At 70.6% G+C, this 15,569-nt stretch carries 18 protein-coding genes; 6 read left to right on the top strand and 12 right to left on the bottom strand.

Annotated elements, in window-relative coordinates; genetic code table 11:
• Positions 1-71 precede the first annotated feature (71 nt).
• On the top strand, positions 72-575 hold the full coding sequence (locus tag RKD20_RS32445; protein ID WP_424880802.1) for a DUF4396 domain-containing protein: 504 nt from the start codon (positions 72-74) through the stop codon (positions 573-575).
• 3 nt (positions 576-578) lie between these two features.
• Here RKD20_RS32445 and RKD20_RS32440 read toward each other — a convergent pair whose 3' ends face one another.
• On the bottom strand, positions 579-1,211 hold the full coding sequence (locus RKD20_RS32440) for a sulfite oxidase-like oxidoreductase (protein ID WP_359421927.1): 633 nt from the start codon (positions 1,209-1,211) through the stop codon (positions 579-581).
• Positions 1,212-1,388: 177 nt separating this feature from the next.
• Between RKD20_RS32440 and bfr the strand changes: the two genes are divergently transcribed.
• Positions 1,389-1,868 carry a bacterioferritin gene (gene bfr / locus RKD20_RS32435; RefSeq protein ID WP_007381448.1) on the top strand — a complete coding sequence of 160 codons (480 nt, stop codon included), beginning with the start codon at positions 1,389-1,391 and terminating at the stop codon, positions 1,866-1,868.
• Here the strand turns inward: bfr and RKD20_RS32430 are convergent.
• A complete protein-coding gene (locus tag RKD20_RS32430) occupies positions 1,865-2,098 on the bottom strand; it encodes a (2Fe-2S)-binding protein (RefSeq protein WP_424880801.1) in 234 nt (77 codons plus the stop codon). The two genes, bfr and RKD20_RS32430, sit on opposite strands and share 4 nt — an antisense overlap.
• A gap of 147 nt (positions 2,099-2,245) precedes the next feature.
• Entirely contained in the window at positions 2,246-3,598 is a 1,353-nt protein-coding gene (locus tag RKD20_RS32425) for a class II 3-deoxy-7-phosphoheptulonate synthase (protein ID WP_020119869.1), read from the bottom strand.
• Between the two features lie 96 nt (positions 3,599-3,694).
• Between RKD20_RS32425 and RKD20_RS32420 the strand changes: the two genes are divergently transcribed.
• Both RKD20_RS32420 and RKD20_RS32415 read left to right on the top strand, forming a co-directional pair.
• Positions 3,695-3,751 carry a trp operon leader peptide gene (locus RKD20_RS32420; protein WP_071528813.1) on the top strand — a complete coding sequence of 19 codons (57 nt, stop codon included), beginning with the start codon at positions 3,695-3,697 and terminating at the stop codon, positions 3,749-3,751.
• A 109-nt stretch (positions 3,752-3,860) separates the two neighbouring features.
• Positions 3,861-5,762 carry an anthranilate synthase family protein gene (locus RKD20_RS32415; RefSeq protein ID WP_424880800.1) on the top strand — a complete coding sequence of 634 codons (1,902 nt, stop codon included), beginning with the start codon at positions 3,861-3,863 and terminating at the stop codon, positions 5,760-5,762.
• Here the strand turns inward: RKD20_RS32415 and RKD20_RS32410 are convergent.
• From RKD20_RS32410 to RKD20_RS32390, 5 genes are all read right to left on the bottom strand, one after another.
• On the bottom strand, positions 5,714-6,709 hold the full coding sequence (locus RKD20_RS32410) for a 2-hydroxyacid dehydrogenase (protein ID WP_424880799.1): 996 nt from the start codon (positions 6,707-6,709) through the stop codon (positions 5,714-5,716). The genes RKD20_RS32415 and RKD20_RS32410 overlap by 49 nt on opposite strands.
• Positions 6,710-6,770: 61 nt before the next feature.
• Positions 6,771-7,799, bottom strand: coding sequence for a 6-phosphofructokinase (locus RKD20_RS32405; protein WP_424880798.1), 1,029 nt, complete (start codon positions 7,797-7,799; stop codon positions 6,771-6,773).
• Between the two features lie 53 nt (positions 7,800-7,852).
• Positions 7,853-8,527 carry a response regulator gene (locus tag RKD20_RS32400; RefSeq protein WP_424880797.1) on the bottom strand — a complete coding sequence of 225 codons (675 nt, stop codon included), beginning with the start codon at positions 8,525-8,527 and terminating at the stop codon, positions 7,853-7,855.
• Positions 8,524-9,747: a MacS family sensor histidine kinase gene (macS, locus tag RKD20_RS32395; protein WP_424880796.1), complete on the bottom strand. Its 1,224-nt coding sequence runs from the start codon at positions 9,745-9,747 to the stop codon at positions 8,524-8,526. Before macS ends, RKD20_RS32400 begins: the two co-directional genes overlap by 4 nt.
• Before the next feature lie 37 nt (positions 9,748-9,784).
• Positions 9,785-10,540 carry a lysophospholipid acyltransferase family protein gene (locus tag RKD20_RS32390; RefSeq protein ID WP_078612643.1) on the bottom strand — a complete coding sequence of 252 codons (756 nt, stop codon included), beginning with the start codon at positions 10,538-10,540 and terminating at the stop codon, positions 9,785-9,787.
• A 147-nt stretch (positions 10,541-10,687) separates the two neighbouring features.
• On the opposite strand from RKD20_RS32390, the gene RKD20_RS32385 reads away from it, so the two are divergent.
• A complete protein-coding gene (locus tag RKD20_RS32385; RefSeq protein ID WP_424880795.1) occupies positions 10,688-11,467 on the top strand; it encodes an alpha/beta hydrolase in 780 nt (259 codons plus the stop codon).
• Positions 11,460-12,059: a hypothetical protein gene (locus RKD20_RS32380; protein ID WP_424880794.1), complete on the top strand. Its 600-nt coding sequence runs from the start codon at positions 11,460-11,462 to the stop codon at positions 12,057-12,059. The genes RKD20_RS32385 and RKD20_RS32380 overlap by 8 nt, the downstream gene beginning before the upstream one ends.
• A 6-nt stretch (positions 12,060-12,065) precedes the next feature.
• Here the strand turns inward: RKD20_RS32380 and RKD20_RS32375 are convergent, their stop codons facing one another.
• The 4 genes from RKD20_RS32375 to RKD20_RS32360 form a co-directional block, all read right to left on the bottom strand.
• Positions 12,066-12,773 (bottom strand): endonuclease/exonuclease/phosphatase family protein, encoded by a 708-nt coding sequence (locus RKD20_RS32375; RefSeq protein ID WP_424880793.1) that lies wholly within the window; start codon positions 12,771-12,773, stop codon positions 12,066-12,068.
• Between the two features lie 73 nt (positions 12,774-12,846).
• Positions 12,847-13,800: an ROK family glucokinase gene (locus tag RKD20_RS32370; protein WP_031061936.1), complete on the bottom strand. Its 954-nt coding sequence runs from the start codon at positions 13,798-13,800 to the stop codon at positions 12,847-12,849.
• Between the two features lie 66 nt (positions 13,801-13,866).
• On the bottom strand, positions 13,867-14,349 hold the full coding sequence (locus RKD20_RS32365) for a DUF5304 family protein (RefSeq protein WP_424880792.1): 483 nt from the start codon (positions 14,347-14,349) through the stop codon (positions 13,867-13,869).
• Positions 14,350-14,406: 57 nt separating this feature from the next.
• Positions 14,407-15,564: an ArsA family ATPase gene (locus RKD20_RS32360; protein WP_424880791.1), complete on the bottom strand. Its 1,158-nt coding sequence runs from the start codon at positions 15,562-15,564 to the stop codon at positions 14,407-14,409.
• Positions 15,565-15,569 lie beyond the last annotated feature (5 nt).

Here is a 15,569-nt window from a genome sequence, read left to right as displayed (position 1 = left end):
TGAGGAATACCCCTAGGGGGTATACGGTTCCTGCCAGTCGCAGGAACCGTCATCCGACCATGGGGGCTTTCATGGATCACGAGGCGCACACGCACCAGCACGGGGCACCCGCGCATCAGCACGAGGCACCGGCCACCGCCACCTGGGCCGTCGCCGTCCAGGCCACCCTCCACTGCCTCACCGGCTGCGCCATCGGCGAGGTGCTCGGGATGGTCATCGGCACCGCGCTGGGGTGGGGCAATCTGGCGACCACCGTGCTGGCGATCATCCTGGCCTTCTTCTTCGGCTACTCCCTCACCCTGCGCGGGGTCCTGAGGGCCGGCATGAGTTTCCGGGCCGCGCTTCGGGTGGCGCTGGCCGCCGACACCCTGTCCATCGCCGTGATGGAGCTGATCGACAACGGCGTGATCGCCCTGTGGCCGGACGCCATGGACGCGGAACTCGTCGATCTGCTGTTCTGGGCGTCGCTGGCGATCTCGCTGGCCATCGCGTTCGTCGTCACTGTGCCGGTCAACAAGTGGATGATCGGCCGCGGCAAGGGACACGCCGTGGTCCACCAGCACCACGCCCACTGAGCGTCACAGCTCGGGGCCGTCCCCCGGCTCCTCCTGGTACGAGTACCGCTGTTCCTTCCAGGGGTCGCCGACGTTGTGGTAGCCGCGCTCCTCCCAGAACCCGCGCCGGTCGGCGGTCATGTACTCCACGCCGCGGACCCATTTGGGCCCCTTCCAGGCGTACAGATGGGGGACGACCAGCCGGAGCGGAAACCCGTGCTCCGCGGTCAGCAGTTCCCCGTCCTTGTGGGTGGCGAAGATCGTGCGCTCGGACGCGAAGTCGTCGAGCCGCAGGTTGGAGCTGAAGCCGTACTCGGCCCAGACCATCACATGGGTGACCGCCGGCGCGGGCGGGGCGATGTCCAGGAGCGTGCGGGCGGGGATGCCGCCCCACTCGGCGCCCAGCATGCTGAACTTCGTCACACAGTGCAGGTCGCCCACGACGGTGGTGTACGGCAGGGCCGTGAACTCCTCGTGGTTCCAGCAGTGCTTCTCGTCGTCCGCGGTGGCGCCGAAGACCCGGAATTCCCAGCGCTCGGGCCGGAACCGAGGCACCGGGCCGTAGTGGGTGACGGGCCAGCCGCGCTGCAGTCGCTGCCCCGGCGGAAGCTCGGAGTGCGCCGCTTCTCCACTCTCCCGCTCCACCGGCTGACCCATGCCTTCCATCCTGACAGACCCGAGGCGATGCACCCGACCAGGCCCCTCCCCACGCCCCCCAAATCGGACTAAGCATGCCCTTACTTACTAAGTGAGGGCTTACTGGACGATCTTCTTCGCCGGTGCGAGGATGCGGCGCAGCCTGCCAGTTCCCCACGGTTGGAAGGAGCCTCTGCGATGCAGGGCGACCCCGAGGTCATCGAATTCCTCAACGAGCAGCTCACGGGCGAGCTCACCGCGATCAACCAGTACTTCCTGCACGCGAAGATGCAGGAGAACTTCGGCTGGACGAAGCTCGCGAAGTACACCCGGCACGAGTCGTTCGACGAGATGAAACACGCCGAGGTCCTGACCGACCGCATCCTCTTCCTGGAGGGCCTGCCGAACTACCAGCGGCTGTTCCATGTGCGCGTGGGCCAGACCGTCAAGGAGATGTTCGAGGCCGACCGGCAGGTCGAGGTCGAGGCCATCGACCGCCTCAAGCGCGGTATCGAGGTGATGCGCGCCAAGGGTGACATCACCTCGGCGAACATCTTCGAGTCGATCCTCGCGGACGAGGAGCATCACATCGACTATCTGGACACGCAGCTGGAGCTTCTGGAGAAGCTCGGTGAGGCGCTCTACATCGCGCAGCTGATCGAGCAGCCGGAGAGCTAGGCGGCCTCGTCCAGTGCGGCACGGGTGGGCTCGCCCTGCTCGACGAGTTCGCCCCGCGAGCACGCCCCGCGGCCCAGAAGGGCCTGAATGCGCCGTACGCAGGAACCGCAGTCGGTGCCCGCCTTGCAGGCGGAGGCGATCTGGCGGGGAGTGCAGGCACCGTCCGCCGCGTGCTTCTTGACCTGCTGCTCGGTGACGCCGAAGCAACTGCAGATGTACACGCGACGCACCTCCCGACGGGCTGATCAGTGTTGCCGTCCCGATGATCGGTGAGGCTAACCTAACCTTACCCGGCGCTCAGGAACCGCAAAAGTGGAGCGGGGCGCGGATCGTATGTGATCCGCGCCCCATTCACGTCCCTGTAACAGGTGCCCCCGTCACTGGTCCCTGTACATCTCCGCGACAAGGAAGGCCAGGTCGAGCGACTGGCTGCGGTTGAGCCTCGGGTCGCAGGCCGTCTCGTAGCGCTGGTGCAGATCGTCGACGAAGATCTCGTCGCCGCCGCCCACGCACTCGGTGACGTCGTCACCGGTGAGCTCGACGTGGATGCCGCCCGGGTGGGTGCCCAGACCCTTGTGGACCTCGAAGAAGCCCTTGACCTCGTCGAGCACGTCGTCGAAGCGGCGGGTCTTGTGACCGGAGGCCGCCTCGTAGGTGTTGCCGTGCATCGGGTCGGTGATCCAGGCCACGGTCGCACCGGAGGCCGTGACCTTCTCGACCAGCTCGGGCAGCTTGTCGCGGACCTTGTCGGCGCCCATGCGGACGATGAAGGTCAGCCGGCCGGGCTCCCGGTCGGGGTCCAGGCGCTCGATGTACTGCAGCGCCTCCTCGGCCGTGGTCGTCGGGCCGAGCTTGATGCCGATCGGGTTTCGGATCTGCGAGGCGAACTCGATGTGCGCGTGGTCCAGCTGCCGGGTGCGCTCACCGATCCACACCATGTGCGCCGAGACGTCGTACAGCCGCCCGGTGCGGGAGTCGACGCGGGTGAGCGCCGACTCGTAGTCGAGCAGCAGCGCCTCGTGCGAGGAGTAGAACTCGACGGTCTTGAACTCCTCGGGGTCGGTCCCGCAGGCCCGCATGAAGTTCAGCGCCTGGTCGATCTCCCGGGCCAGCTGCTCGTAGCGCTGGCCGGAGGGGGACGACTTCACGAAGTCCTGGTTCCAGGCGTGCACCTGCCGCAGGTCGGCGTAGCCGCCGGTGGTGAAGGCGCGCACCAGGTTGAGCGTGGACGCGGACGCGTTGTACATCCGCTTCAGGCGCTCGGGGTCCGGGATGCGGGCCTTCTCGTTGAACTCGAAGCCGTTGACGGAGTCGCCGCGGTACGTCGGCAGCGTCACGCCGTCGCGGGTCTCGGTGCCCTTGGAGCGCGGCTTGGAGTACTGGCCGGCGATGCGGCCGACCTTCACGACCGGCACCGAGGCGGCGTACGTCAGCACGGCGCCCATCTGGAGCAACGTCTTGAGCTTGTTGCGGATGTGGTCCGCGGACACGGCGTCGAAGGCCTCGGCGCAGTCGCCGCCCTGGAGGAGGAACGCCTCTCCCTTGGCGACGGCCGCCAACCGGGCGCGCAGCTGGTCGCACTCGCCCGCGAAGACGAGCGGCGGATACGACTCGAGGTCCGCGATCACTGCGCGCAGAGCCTCGGTGTCGGGGTACTCGGGCTGCTGCGCCGCGGGCAGGTCTCGCCAGGTGTTGCCAGCGCTCGCGCTGGTCTTAGCGTTCACGGTCACGGCATCAACATTACGGGGTCGTGTCGGGGCTCCAGGGCCATGCCCAGCAAATGAGACACGGGGTACGAGGGCCGGACATGGGATAAGGTGCCTCGCATGTTCGCGCACTCGACCCAGAACTGGTGGTGGACCGCTCATCCGGCGGCCCACTGACTGCGCGTACGCAAGACTTCGCGAAGGCCGCCCGAGGGGCGGCCTTCGGCGTTTCCGGGGTCGTTCCTCACCGACATCGAGTCATCGACTCATCGAGAGCTGAGGAACCATGGACCTGACACGTCTGCTGGGCGACGACCGTCCGTTCGCCCTGGTCCGCCGCCGCACCCCGGGCCACGACGAGAACACCGTCGAGCTGCTTGTCGGCCCGGTCGGCACCTACGACCGCCTCGCCGACCTCCCCGACGTGGGGCTCGCGCTCATCCCCTTCCGGCAGATCCGCGAGCGCGGTTTCGACGTCAGGGACGACGGCACACCGCTGGCGGTGCTGACCCCCGAGGAGACGTACGAGCTCCCTCTCGCCGAAGTGCTGGAACAGCTCCCCACTCACGACGTCCGGGTCGAGAACGGCGGCTTCGACGTCCCCGACGAGGAGTACGCCGAGATCGTCGGACGGGTCCTGCACGAGGAGATCGGGCGCGGCGAGGGCGCCAACTTCGTGATCCGTCGGACCTACGAGGGCGAGATCCCGGGGTTCTCCCGCGCGGACGCCCTCGCGCTGTTCAGGCGGCTGCTGGTGGGCGAGCGGGGCGCCTACTGGACCTTCGTCGTCCACACCGGTGACCGCACGCTCGTCGGCGCGAGCCCCGAGGTGCACGTCCGGATGACCGGCGGGACCGTCGTCATGAACCCGATCAGCGGGACGTACCGCTATCCCGCCGAGGGCCCGAGCCCCGAGCACCTGCTCGACTTCCTGGCCGACGGCAAGGAGATCGAGGAGCTGTCGATGGTCGTCGACGAGGAGCTCAAGATGATGTGCACCGTCGGTGACATGGGCGGGGTCGTCGTCGGGCCCCGGCTGAAGGAGATGGCCCACCTCGCGCACACCGAGTACGAGCTGCGCGGCAAGTCCTCGCTGGACGTGCGGGAGGTCCTCAAGGAGACCATGTTCGCGGCCACCGTCACCGGCTCCCCGGTGCAGAACGCCTGCCGGGTCATCGAGCGGCACGAGGTCGGAGGGCGCGGCTACTACGCCGGCGCGCTGGCGCTGCTCGGCCGGTACGCGGGTGGCGGGCGGGACGGATCTGTCGGCGCGCAGACCCTGGACTCCCCCATCCTCATCCGCACGGCGGACATCTCCGCCGGGGGACACCTGCGGGTCCCGGTCGGCGCGACCCTCGTGCGCGGTTCGGACCCGGCGGGCGAGGTCGCGGAGACCCACGCGAAGGCGGCGGGAGTGCTGGCGGCTCTCGGCGTACGGCCGTCCCGGCCCCGTGCGGACCACGCGCGCGTGAGTCTCGCCGACGATCCACGCGTACGTGCCGCGCTCGACGGGCGGCGCACGAACCTCGCCCCGTTCTGGCTGCGGATGCAGGAGCGGTCGAACGAGCTCGAAGGGCACGCCCTCGTGGTCGACGGCGAGGACACCTTCACCTCGATGCTCGCGCATGTGCTGCGTTCGGGCGGGCTGGACGTGACCGTGCGGCGCTACGACGAACCGGGCCTGAGGGACGCCGTGCTCGCGCACGAGGGGCCCGTCGTGCTCGGTCCCGGTCCCGGCGATCCCTCCGACCTCGACGATCCCAAGATGCGGTTCCTGCGCGCCCTGACCGCCGACGTCATCCGCACCCACCGGCACGGCGTGCTCGGCGTCTGCCTCGGGCACGAGTTGATCGCGGCCGAGCTGGGGCTGGGGATCGTACGGAAGGAAGTGCCGTACCAGGGGGCGCAGACGACCGTCGACCTGTTCGGGCGGCCGGAGACGGTCGGCTTCTACAACAGCTTCGTGGCGCGCTGCGACGACGAGGCCGCCAGGGAGCTGGCCGCGCACGGCATCGAGGTGAGCCGGAGCGGCACGCACGAGGTCCATGCCCTGCGCGGGCCGGGCTTCGCCGGGGTGCAGTTCCACCCCGAGTCGGTCCTGACACTGAACGGCGCCGCCGTCGTACGGGAGCTGGTGGCTCAGCTGCGGGGCACCAGCACGTTCTCGGAGCGGCGGCCCGCCTTGTAGTCGAGGACGTTCTTCACCGTGGCGTCGATGATCTGGCCGACGGCGTCCTCGGTGTAGTAGGCCTGGTGGGAGGTGACCAGGACGTTCGGGAAGGTGACCAGGCGGGCCAGGATGTCGTCCTCGATGGCCTCCAGGGACCGGTCGACGTAGAACAGGCCCGCCTCCGCCTCGTACACGTCGAGGCCGACGCCCGTGAAGCGGCCGGCACGCAGTTCGGTGACGAGGGCCGCGGTGTCGATGAGGCCGCCGCGGCTGGAGTTGACCAGGATCGCGTCGTCCTTCATGGCCTTCAGGGCGTCGGCGTCGAGGAGGTGGGTGGTCTCCGGCATCAGCGGGACGTGCAGGGTGATCAGGTCGGACTCGGCGAGCAGCTGTTCCTTGGGGACGTACGTCATACCGAGTTCCAGGCAGCCGGGGTTCTCGGCGGCGTCCCAGCCGAGCAGCCGCATGCCGAAGCCGTGGGCGATCCGGGTGAACGCCTCCCCGATCTTGCCGGTGCCGAGGACGCCGACGGTGCGGCCGTGCATGTCGCGGCCCATCAGTCCGTCGAGGCGGAAGTCGAAGTCACGCGTGCGCGTGGAGGCGCGCACGACACGGCGGTTGACCGCCATGGCGAGGGTCCAGGCGAACTCGGCGACCGAGTACGGCGAGTAGTACGAGACCCGGGCCACCGTCAGGCCGAGGCGCTCGGCGGCCTTGAGGTCGATGTTGTTGAAGCCGGTGGAGCGCTGGGCGATCATCCGCGTGCCGCCCGCCGCGAGGATCTCCAGGACGCGGGCGCCGAGTTCGGCGTTGACGCTGGTGGAGACGGTCTCGTAGCCGGCGGCGATGGGGGCGGTGTCCTCGTTGAGGAAGACGTCCAGGCAGCGGACCTGGTGGTGCCCGGCGAACGCGCGCTCGATCAGGGGCTGCTCGTCGGCCTGCACGCCGAAGGCCAGGATCTCCAAGGCGTCTCCCGTTCGGTCGGCTGTGGGCCGAATATACGACCCACAGCCGCGCCCCGCCCGGTCAGCCGAAGAAGACCCCCACCTCCTCGTACAGCTTCGGGTCGACGGTCTTCAGCCGCGCGGTCGCCTCGGCGATCGGCACGCGCACGATGTCCGTCCCGCGCAGCGCGACCATCGTGCCGAAGTCGCCGTCGCGGACGGCGTCGATGGCGTGCAGGCCGAAGCGGGTGGCCAGCCAGCGGTCGAAGGCGCTGGGGGTGCCGCCCCGCTGGATGTGCCCGAGGACTGTGGTGCGGGCCTCCTTGCCGGTGCGCTTCTCGATCTGCTTGGCCAGCCACTCGCCGACCCCGGACAGCCGCACGTGTCCGAAGGAGTCGAGCGACTGATCCTTGAGGACCATGTCACCGTCCTTCGGCATGGCGCCCTCGGCGACGACCACGATCGGGGCGTACGACGCCTTGAAGCGGGAGGTGATCCAGGCGCACACCTGGTCGACGTCGAAGCGCTGCTCGGGGATGAGGATGACGTTGGCGCCGCCCGCGAGACCGGAGTGCAGGGCGATCCAGCCGGCGTGGCGGCCCATCACCTCGCAGACCAGGACGCGCATATGGGACTCGGCGGTGGTGTGCAGCCGGTCGATGGCCTCCGTGGCGATGCCGACCGCGGTGTCGAAGCCGAAGGTGTAGTCGGTGGCGGAGAGGTCGTTGTCGATGGTCTTCGGTACGCCCACGCAGGGCACGCCGTGCTCGTTGGTCAGTGTTGCGGCGACGCCGAGGGTGTCCTCGCCGCCGATCACGATGAGCGCGTCGACCTCCCGCTCGGCCAGGTTCTCCTGGATCCGGCGGATGCCGTCCTCCTGCTTCAGCGGATTGGTGCGGGAGGAGCCGAGGATGGTGCCGCCTCGGGGCAGGATGCCGCGGACGGCCGGGATGTCGAGACGCACGGTGCGGTCTTCCAGTGGACCCCGCCAGCCGTCCCGGAAGCCGGTGAAGTCATAGCCGTACTCCTGTACGCCCTTGCGGACTATGGCCCGGATGACGGCGTTGAGGCCGGGGCAGTCGCCGCCTCCGGTCAGTACTCCGACGCGCATGGACAGTTCCCTTCGCCGCAGGTGCCTGACGAAGGGTCAGTGTGACGCGCGTCTCACTCGTCGTCGAGGCCTCGTTCGATGGCGTAGCGGACGAGCTCGACCCTGTTGTGGAGTTGCAGCTTGCCGAGGGTGTTCTGGACGTGGTTCTGGACCGTGCGGTGGGAGATCACCAGCCGCTCGGCGATCTGCTTGTAGCTCAGGCCCTTGGCGACGAGGCGCAGCACCTCGGTCTCGCGCTCGGTGAGCTGCGGGGCCTTGGGCCGGTCGGGGTCGGAGGCGGGCGCGGGGTCGGAGGCGAGGCGGCGGTACTCACCGAGGACCAGGCCGGCGAGACCGGGCGTGAAGACGGGGTCGCCGACGGCCGTGCGGCGGACCGCGTCCAGGAGTTCCTCGGTCGACGCCGACTTCAGCAGATAGCCGGTCGCGCCGGACTTCACGGCCTCCAGGACGTCGGCGTGCTCGCCGCTCGCCGACAGGACGAGGACCCGCAGGGCCGGGTTGTGGCCGACGAGCTCCTTGCAGACCTGGACGCCCGGCTTCACCGGCAGGTTCAGGTCGAGCACCAGCACGTCGGGCCCGGCGGCCTTGGCCCGGCGTACGGCCTGGTCGCCGTCGCTCGCGGTGGCGACCACGTCGAAGCCGGACTCGGCCAGGTCCCGGGCGACCGCGTCGCGCCACATGGGGTGGTCGTCGACCACCATGACCTTGATCAGGTCCTTGTCACTCATCGTTGTCCTGCCTTCCCCCGTGAGACCTTCGGTATCTTCAGCTCGACCTCCGTGCCCTGCCCCGGAGGCGAGATCAACTCGGCGCTGCCGCCGAGGTCACGCAGCCGGCCGCGGATCGATTGAGCGACTCCGAGCCGCCCCTCCCCCTCGGCCTGCGCGAGTCGCCCCTCGGCGATGCCGGGTCCGTCGTCCCGCACGGTCACGATCACCTCGTCGGGCTCGTCCTCGACGAGGATCCACGCGCGCGCGTGCTCACCGGCGTGCCGGTGCACGTTGTCCAGGGCGGCCCCGACGGCCGCGGCGAGCTCGCGTGCGGCGGGCGGAGGCAGCGGGACGGGGGCGCCGGGCTCGACGAGGGACACCTTCGCCGAGGCGTACGGGGCGAGCAGCGCGCGCAGGTCGAGCGGGCCGTCGTCCGGCTCGTCGTCCACGGTGTCGACGACGTGGACGACCGCGCCCTGGGCCGCGTCCCGCGACACCCGGGAGACGGACGTCAGGCCGCCGGAGACCAGGGTGCGCAGCGCCACCTCCTGCTCACCGGCCATCCGGCCCAGCTCGGCCGCCTCGCCGCCCATGACCGCGCCCCGGCGCTGCACCATGGCGAGCACCTGGAGGACGCTGTCGTGGATGTCCCGGGCCAGCCGCTCGCGCTCCCGGGTCGCCGCCTCGATCTCCAGGGCCCGGGCGAGGGTGCGCTCGGAGGCGCGGGCGACCTCGACGACGTAGCCGATGGCGATGGAGGCGACCCAGACGAGGATCACGTTGTGGACGGTGTCGCGGGCCGGGTGGCCGCGCTCGATCAGGTTGGCGGCGGCGACCGGCGTGGAGGCGAGCGCGGCCCAGCGCCAGCCGCCCTTGATGGCGAACGCGAGGACGGAACCGGCGGTCCATATCGACGGCAGGGTGGGGCCGCCGCTGTCGATGTGGTGGTCGTTGACGACCAGCGGGGTCAGCACGATCCCGGTGACCGCGATCGCGAGGTCGACGGCGAGGAAGCTCTTGGTGCACGCGGCCGCGCTCTGGACACGGGGCAGCGTGGCGAGCGTCCAGACGCACAGGACGACGTAGTAGGCGATGGCGATGCCGGCCCGGTCGAACTCGTCGTACTCGGTGGCGAAGAGCCCGACCGCGTACAGCATGGTGAGCACCCGGTAGCCGGTCAGGGCACGCCACAGCGGCTGCTCGACCGACATGCGCATGACGCGCACCTGCTTGGCCATGTCCCCCACCCCCGGGTTCGACTGCTGTCCCAGGATCCTAGGACGCCGACTGCCCGGGCTTGTCCTGCTCGGCCTTCGCGGCAGCCGCCTTGGCGGCCTTCTCGGCCTTGGCCGCTTCCGAGATCTGCCGCTTGGCGGCGGTCGCGTAGATGTCGACGTACTCCTGGCCGGAGAGCTTCATGATCTCGTACATGACCTCGTCGGTCACCGCGCGCAGTACGAAACGGTCGTGCTCCATGCCCTGGTAGCGGCTGAAGTCCAGCGGCTCGCCGATGCGGATGCCCGGCCGCATCAGCTTGGGCATGACCTTGCCCGGCGGCTGGATCTTCTCGGTGTCGATCATGGCGACCGGGATGACCGGGGCGCCGCTGGCGAGCGCCACGCGCGCGAGGCCGCCGGGCTTGCCGCGGTAGAGGCGCCCGTCCGGCGAGCGCGTGCCCTCGGGGTAGATGCCGAACAGCTCACCGCGCTCCAGGACGTCGAGGCCGCTCTTGATGGCCGCCTCGCCCGCGCCGCGCGCGCCGGAGCGGTCCACCGGGAGCTGGCCGACGCCCTTGAAGAAGGCGGCCGTGAGCCGGCCCTTCACCCCGGGCGTGGTGAAGTACTCGGCCTTCGCGATGAAGGTGACCTTGCGGTCGAGGACCGCGGGCAGGAAGAAGGAGTCGGAGAACGAGAGGTGGTTGCTCGCCAGGATGGCCGGGCCCTCGGCGGGAATGTTCTCAAGGCCTTCCACCCAGGGCCTGAAGGCAACCTTCAGCGGCCCGCCGATGGCGACCTTCATCGTGCCGTACAACAACCGAGTGCCTCCTGTGTCCGTCGAACAGACCTTAACCCGGAGCCCTGTCAAACAGTCCGACGGCCCTGGTCGGTGTCAGTGCGGTCGCGTACGGTGAACCACACCTGGACTTGCTCACGCTTCTTTCATGAACAGGAGACCTAGGTGCCGGTCCTCCCCGGAGCCGAGCCGTTCCGCCATGACGGCGGGGAGGCCGGTGTCCTTCTCTGCCACGGCTTCACCGGTTCCCCCCAGTCACTGCGGCCCTGGGCCCAGCACCTCGCCGCGCACGGCCTGACGGTCTCCCTGCCGCTGCTGCCCGGGCACGGCACCCGCTGGCAGGACATGGCCCTCACCGGCTGGCGGGACTGGTACGCCGAGGTGGACCGCGAGCTGCGCGCCCTCACCGAGCGCTGCACCTCCGTGTTCGTGGCCGGCCTGTCCATGGGCGGCACCCTGGCCCTCAGGCTGGCCGCCAAGCACGGGGACGCGGTCAGCGGTGTCGTCGTCGTCAACCCGGCGAACCGTATGCACGGCCTCGCGCCCTACGCCCTTCCGGTGGCCCGCCACTTCGTCCGTACGGCGCCCGGGATCGCCAGTGACATCAAGAAGGAGGGCAGCGTCGAGCTGGGGTACGACAAGGTGCCGCTGCACGCGGCGCACTCCCTGCGGACCTTCTTCCGCCAGGTCGACGGCGAGCTGCCGCAGGTCACCCAGCCGCTGCTGGTGCTGCGCAGCACGCAGGACCATGTGGTGCCGACGGCCGACTCCGCGCGCGTGCTGAGCCGGGTGTCCTCGACGGACGTGACGGAGATCGTGCTGGAACAGAGCTACCACGTGGCGACGTTGGACCATGACGCGGAGCGGATTTTCGACGAGAGCCTCGCGTTCATCGGCCGGCACACCACCGGCATCGGCAGTGAAGGGACGGCCGCCCGTGGCTGAGCACGACTCCGAACGCGAAGACCGCGAGGGCCACGAGCCCGAGGAGCAGGGCGTCCCGTTCGACGAGGAGGCCGCGTGGGCGGCCATCGTCGCCGGGTACGGCGAGGAGCCGAAGGACCCGCCGGGCACCAAGCCGTTCAAGTCGGTCGAGGATCTCGCGCTTCTTGAGACCGAGACGAACGACGAGCCGACGGTGACGGCGCTGGAGAAGCCGGAGCCCAAGCCGAAGAAGGACGAGAAGCCGGCGAAGCCGCTGGGCGGTTCCATCTCCTTCGCGCCCGGCGTCGGACCCCGTGACTACAGCGGCCCCGAGCCGTCCGAGGACGACTTCGAGGAGGACGACGAGGGGCACTTCGTGCCGCCGGAGCCGCCGCCGCTGCCCGCCGCCGACACCACCGCGAAGTTCGCCTGGCTGGGCGTGCTGGGCGGCCCGGTCCTGCTGCTGGTCGCGGTGCTGCTCGGCTGGGAGATGACGTGGTGGCTGGCCACGGTCGGGATCGGCGGGTTTCTGGGCGGCTTCGTCACACTGGTGACGCGGATGCGGGCGGACGACGAGGACGACGAGAATCCCGGGCGGGGAGCGGTCGTCTAGTCCGGCTCAGCTCGCGGGGATGTCGAGGGTGGCCAGGACCGGGAGATGGTCGGTGGCCGCCCTCAGGTCTGTCTCCGTGATCCCGGGGAGGTCCAGGGGGACGCCGCAGCCGCGCACCTCGATGCCCTTCGTGGCGAAGATCGCGTCGAGGCGCCGGTGGGGTTCGGTGCGGGTCCAGGTGGCCTCGCCGCCGGTGGGGCTGGTCGCCCAGCAGTCCTGAAGGCTGTCCGCGACACGGCTGAAGGCGGGTCCGCTGGGGCGCTCGTTGAGGTCGCCGCCGGCCACGGCGTGCTCCACGCCCATGCCGGCCAGGCGGTCGAGGAGCATGCCTGCCTGGTCGTAGCGCTCGTCCTTCTGCAAGGACAGGTGACAGCTCAGTACGCCGAGCCGGGCTCCGCCGATGCGTACGACGGCCGTGGCGAAACCTCTTCTGTGCTGGCCCCGGGCAAGGGGGAGGAGGACGTCTTCCGTACGTTCGACCGTGGCCCGCAGGTTGCAGAGGATCGCGGGGCCCGCCGCGGTGCCGCCCCCGGTGAGGACGACCAGTCCCGCGGCCGACGCCAGCCTTGCCAGCTTCTTGCGCCAGCGGAAGAAGCGGGGGGCTTCCTGGATCAGGACGAGATCTGGTTCGCAGGCCTGGATGACTCGGGCCAGCGCGTCTGTGTCGTCCCGCATCGAGCGGATGTTGTAGCTCAGGACCTTGACCAGAACCATGTGGATCAATCTACGCCCAAGAGGAAGGGGCGCGGGGACCGCGCCCCACGCCCCTGAAGCGGAAAAGCCACCCCTACATGATCGGGTCGGGCTCTCTCGCCAGGTCCGCCGCGCCCACCAGGCCCGCCTTGTTGCCCAGTTGGGCGGCGATGACGTCCGCCACCGGGCGCCAGTTGCCGCCCACCAGCCAGCGCTTGTAGGACTTGCGGATCGGGTCCAGGACCAGTTCGCCCTCGTCGGAGAGGCCGCCGCCGACGATGAAGGCGGAGGGGTCGAAGAGGGAGGCCAGGTCGGCGAGGCCCGCGCCGGCCCAGCGGGCGAGCTCGCGGTAGGAGTCGACGGCGACCGGGTCGCCCTGACGGGCGGCCATGGAGATGTGCTTGCCCTCGATGCCGTCGGGGCTGCCGTCGCCGAGTCCGAGGAGGATCTCGGCGTTCTCCGGGGTGGCGTTGGCGCGCTGCTTGGCGTACCTCACCAGGGCGCGGCCGGAGGCGTACTGCTCCCAGCAGCCCTGGCTGCCGCAGCCGCACAGGAGGCCGTCCGGGACCATGCGGATGTGGCCGAACTCGGCCGCCACGCCGAAGTGGCCGCGGCGCAGCTTGTTGCCGATGATGATGCCGCCGCCGAGGCCGGTGCCGAGCGTGATGCAGATGACGTTGCGGTGGCCCTTGCCCGCGCCGAACTTGTACTCGCCCCACGCGGCCGCGTTGGCGTCGTTCTCCACGACGACCGGAAGGCCGACACGGGTCTCGACCTTCTCCTTCAGCGGCTCGTTGCGCCAGTGGATGTTGGGGGCGAAGTAGACCTCCGAGCGCTGGCGGTTGACGTATCCGGCCGCACCGATGCCCACGCCCACGATCGCGTGCCCGGCGCGCGCGCCCTCCACCGCCGAGGCGATCGCGTCGACGATGCCCTCGGCCGTGCCCGGGGTCGGCACCTTGTGGGTCGAGAGGATGTTGCCTTCCTCATCGACCACGCCGGCCGCGATCTTCGTGCCGCCGATGTCGACGCCGATGGTGAGTCCCATGAATCCCTCAGTTTCGGTCGAGCCCCGCTACGGCAACCGTACCCGAGGCCCTGCCGTCAGGGGGTTTCAGTCCAAGTCGATGCGCTCGGGGCCGGGGTCCTCGCCCTTGCCGCGCAGGGTGTCGTCACGTCGGCTCCAGCGCTGTTCCTGCGCCTGGACCGCGGAGCGGTACGCGGCGAGGAGTTCGCCACCGGCGGCGGCGAGGTGGTCGAAGACGTCGGGGTTGCGCTCGATGACCGGCTCGACCGCGGCCTTGGCCTGCTGGACGACCTGCTTGACCACCTGCTGGGCGGCGGGTCCCGCGATGCCCCCGAGCAGCGGGGACTGGAGGCCGGACAGCTTCTCGGCGACGTTGTCGACGAGCTTGCGCAGCTCTTCGGCGGCCGAGCCCGGGGGCGGGCCGTACTGGGTGCGGCGGCGGGCCTTCTCCGCCGCGAGGTCCTCAGCGGCCGCCGTCGCCCACGCGTCGGCGTCGGTCGCCCGTACCTCGTCCACGGCTTCCGCGGGCTCACGGTCAGCGGCGTCGGACGGGGGGAGCTCTTCGCTCATGACGGACTCCTGACTACGGTTCGTCCCTACGACGTTACCCGAATGGGCGTACGCGGTTCACGGGGTGCGGGGCCACAGATCCGGGTCCGGCGCGAACCGGATCCGCAGCTCGCCCTCGCGCAGGGCGGCGCCGGCCACGGTGCAGCGGCGCAGGGCCGAGGGCAGCGGGACGATCCGTCGGAACTGCCCCGCGCTGACGACGAGTTCGTCGCCGCGCCGGACCAGGTCCAGCTCGTCGCGGAGGGCGCCGGGCAGCGGGATGTGCCAGACCAGCACGCCGTCCTCGGCGAGGTGGTCGACGACGCGCCACTCGACGGTGGAGGTCGTGTCGTTGACCCCGGGGACGGCGAGCGCGCCGAGGTCGTCGTCCCCGCGCGGGTCATGGCCGAGATGCGGGACGGCCCGGACGTCGTAGGACTCCTGCCACTCCTCCAGGGCCTTGCGCTGCTGGGCGACGAGTCCCGCGGGCCAGTCCTCCGGCACGACCCGGTTGGCGACCAGGGTGTCGGGGCGCAGGCCGCGCAGGGCGAGGGCGAGGCTCGCGGCCTGTACGGCGTCGGTGCCGGCGGGGCCGGGTTCGGCGACGAGTCGCAGCACGGCCTGCCGGTCGGCGAGGACGGCCTGGACCGCGCCGAGTTCGGTGTCCCAGCGGGCGGCGGTCTCGTACAGCCACTCCGAGGGCATGGGGATGCCGGCGAGCCGTCCGAGGACGGGGCGCAGGCCGGCGGCCGCCTGGCGCTCGGCGGGGAGGAGTCGGCGCAGGTAGCGGCGCAGTTCCTCGGGGAGGGAGAGGAGGGCGAGGGCCTGCGGGGTGGGCGGCAGGTCCACGACCAGCAGCTCATGTCGCTCGGAGAGGGCCGCGTCGCGCAGGGCCCGGAGGAGGGTGAGTTCCTCGGCGCCGGGGAGAGGGGTGACCTCCTCGGGGTCGAGGCGGGAGGCGCCGAGCAGGTCGAGCACGTGGGAGGCACGGTCCTGGAAGGCGGCGAGGTCGTCCCGGAATCCCGCGGTGGCGTCGGGGCGCCAGGCGGTGAGGGTGGGGGTGACCTGGGTGGGGGTGGGGCCGGTTGTCGCGCCGAGGACCGTGCCCAGGGTGTCGGTCCGGTCGGCGCTCAGCACAAGAGTGCGGGTTCCCTCGCGGGCGGCGGCGAGCGCGGTGGCGGCGGCGACGGTCGTACGGCCACTGCCGCCGGGGCCCGTGATCAGGATGGTGCGCATAGGGG

The organism is Streptomyces sp. SLBN-8D4, assembly GCF_049739545.1.
GTDB classification, from domain to species: Bacteria; Actinomycetota; Actinomycetes; order Streptomycetales; family Streptomycetaceae; genus Streptomyces; species Streptomyces canus_C.
The sequence above is the reverse complement of the archived record's forward strand: the minus strand, read 5'-3'. Positions and strand labels throughout refer to the sequence as shown.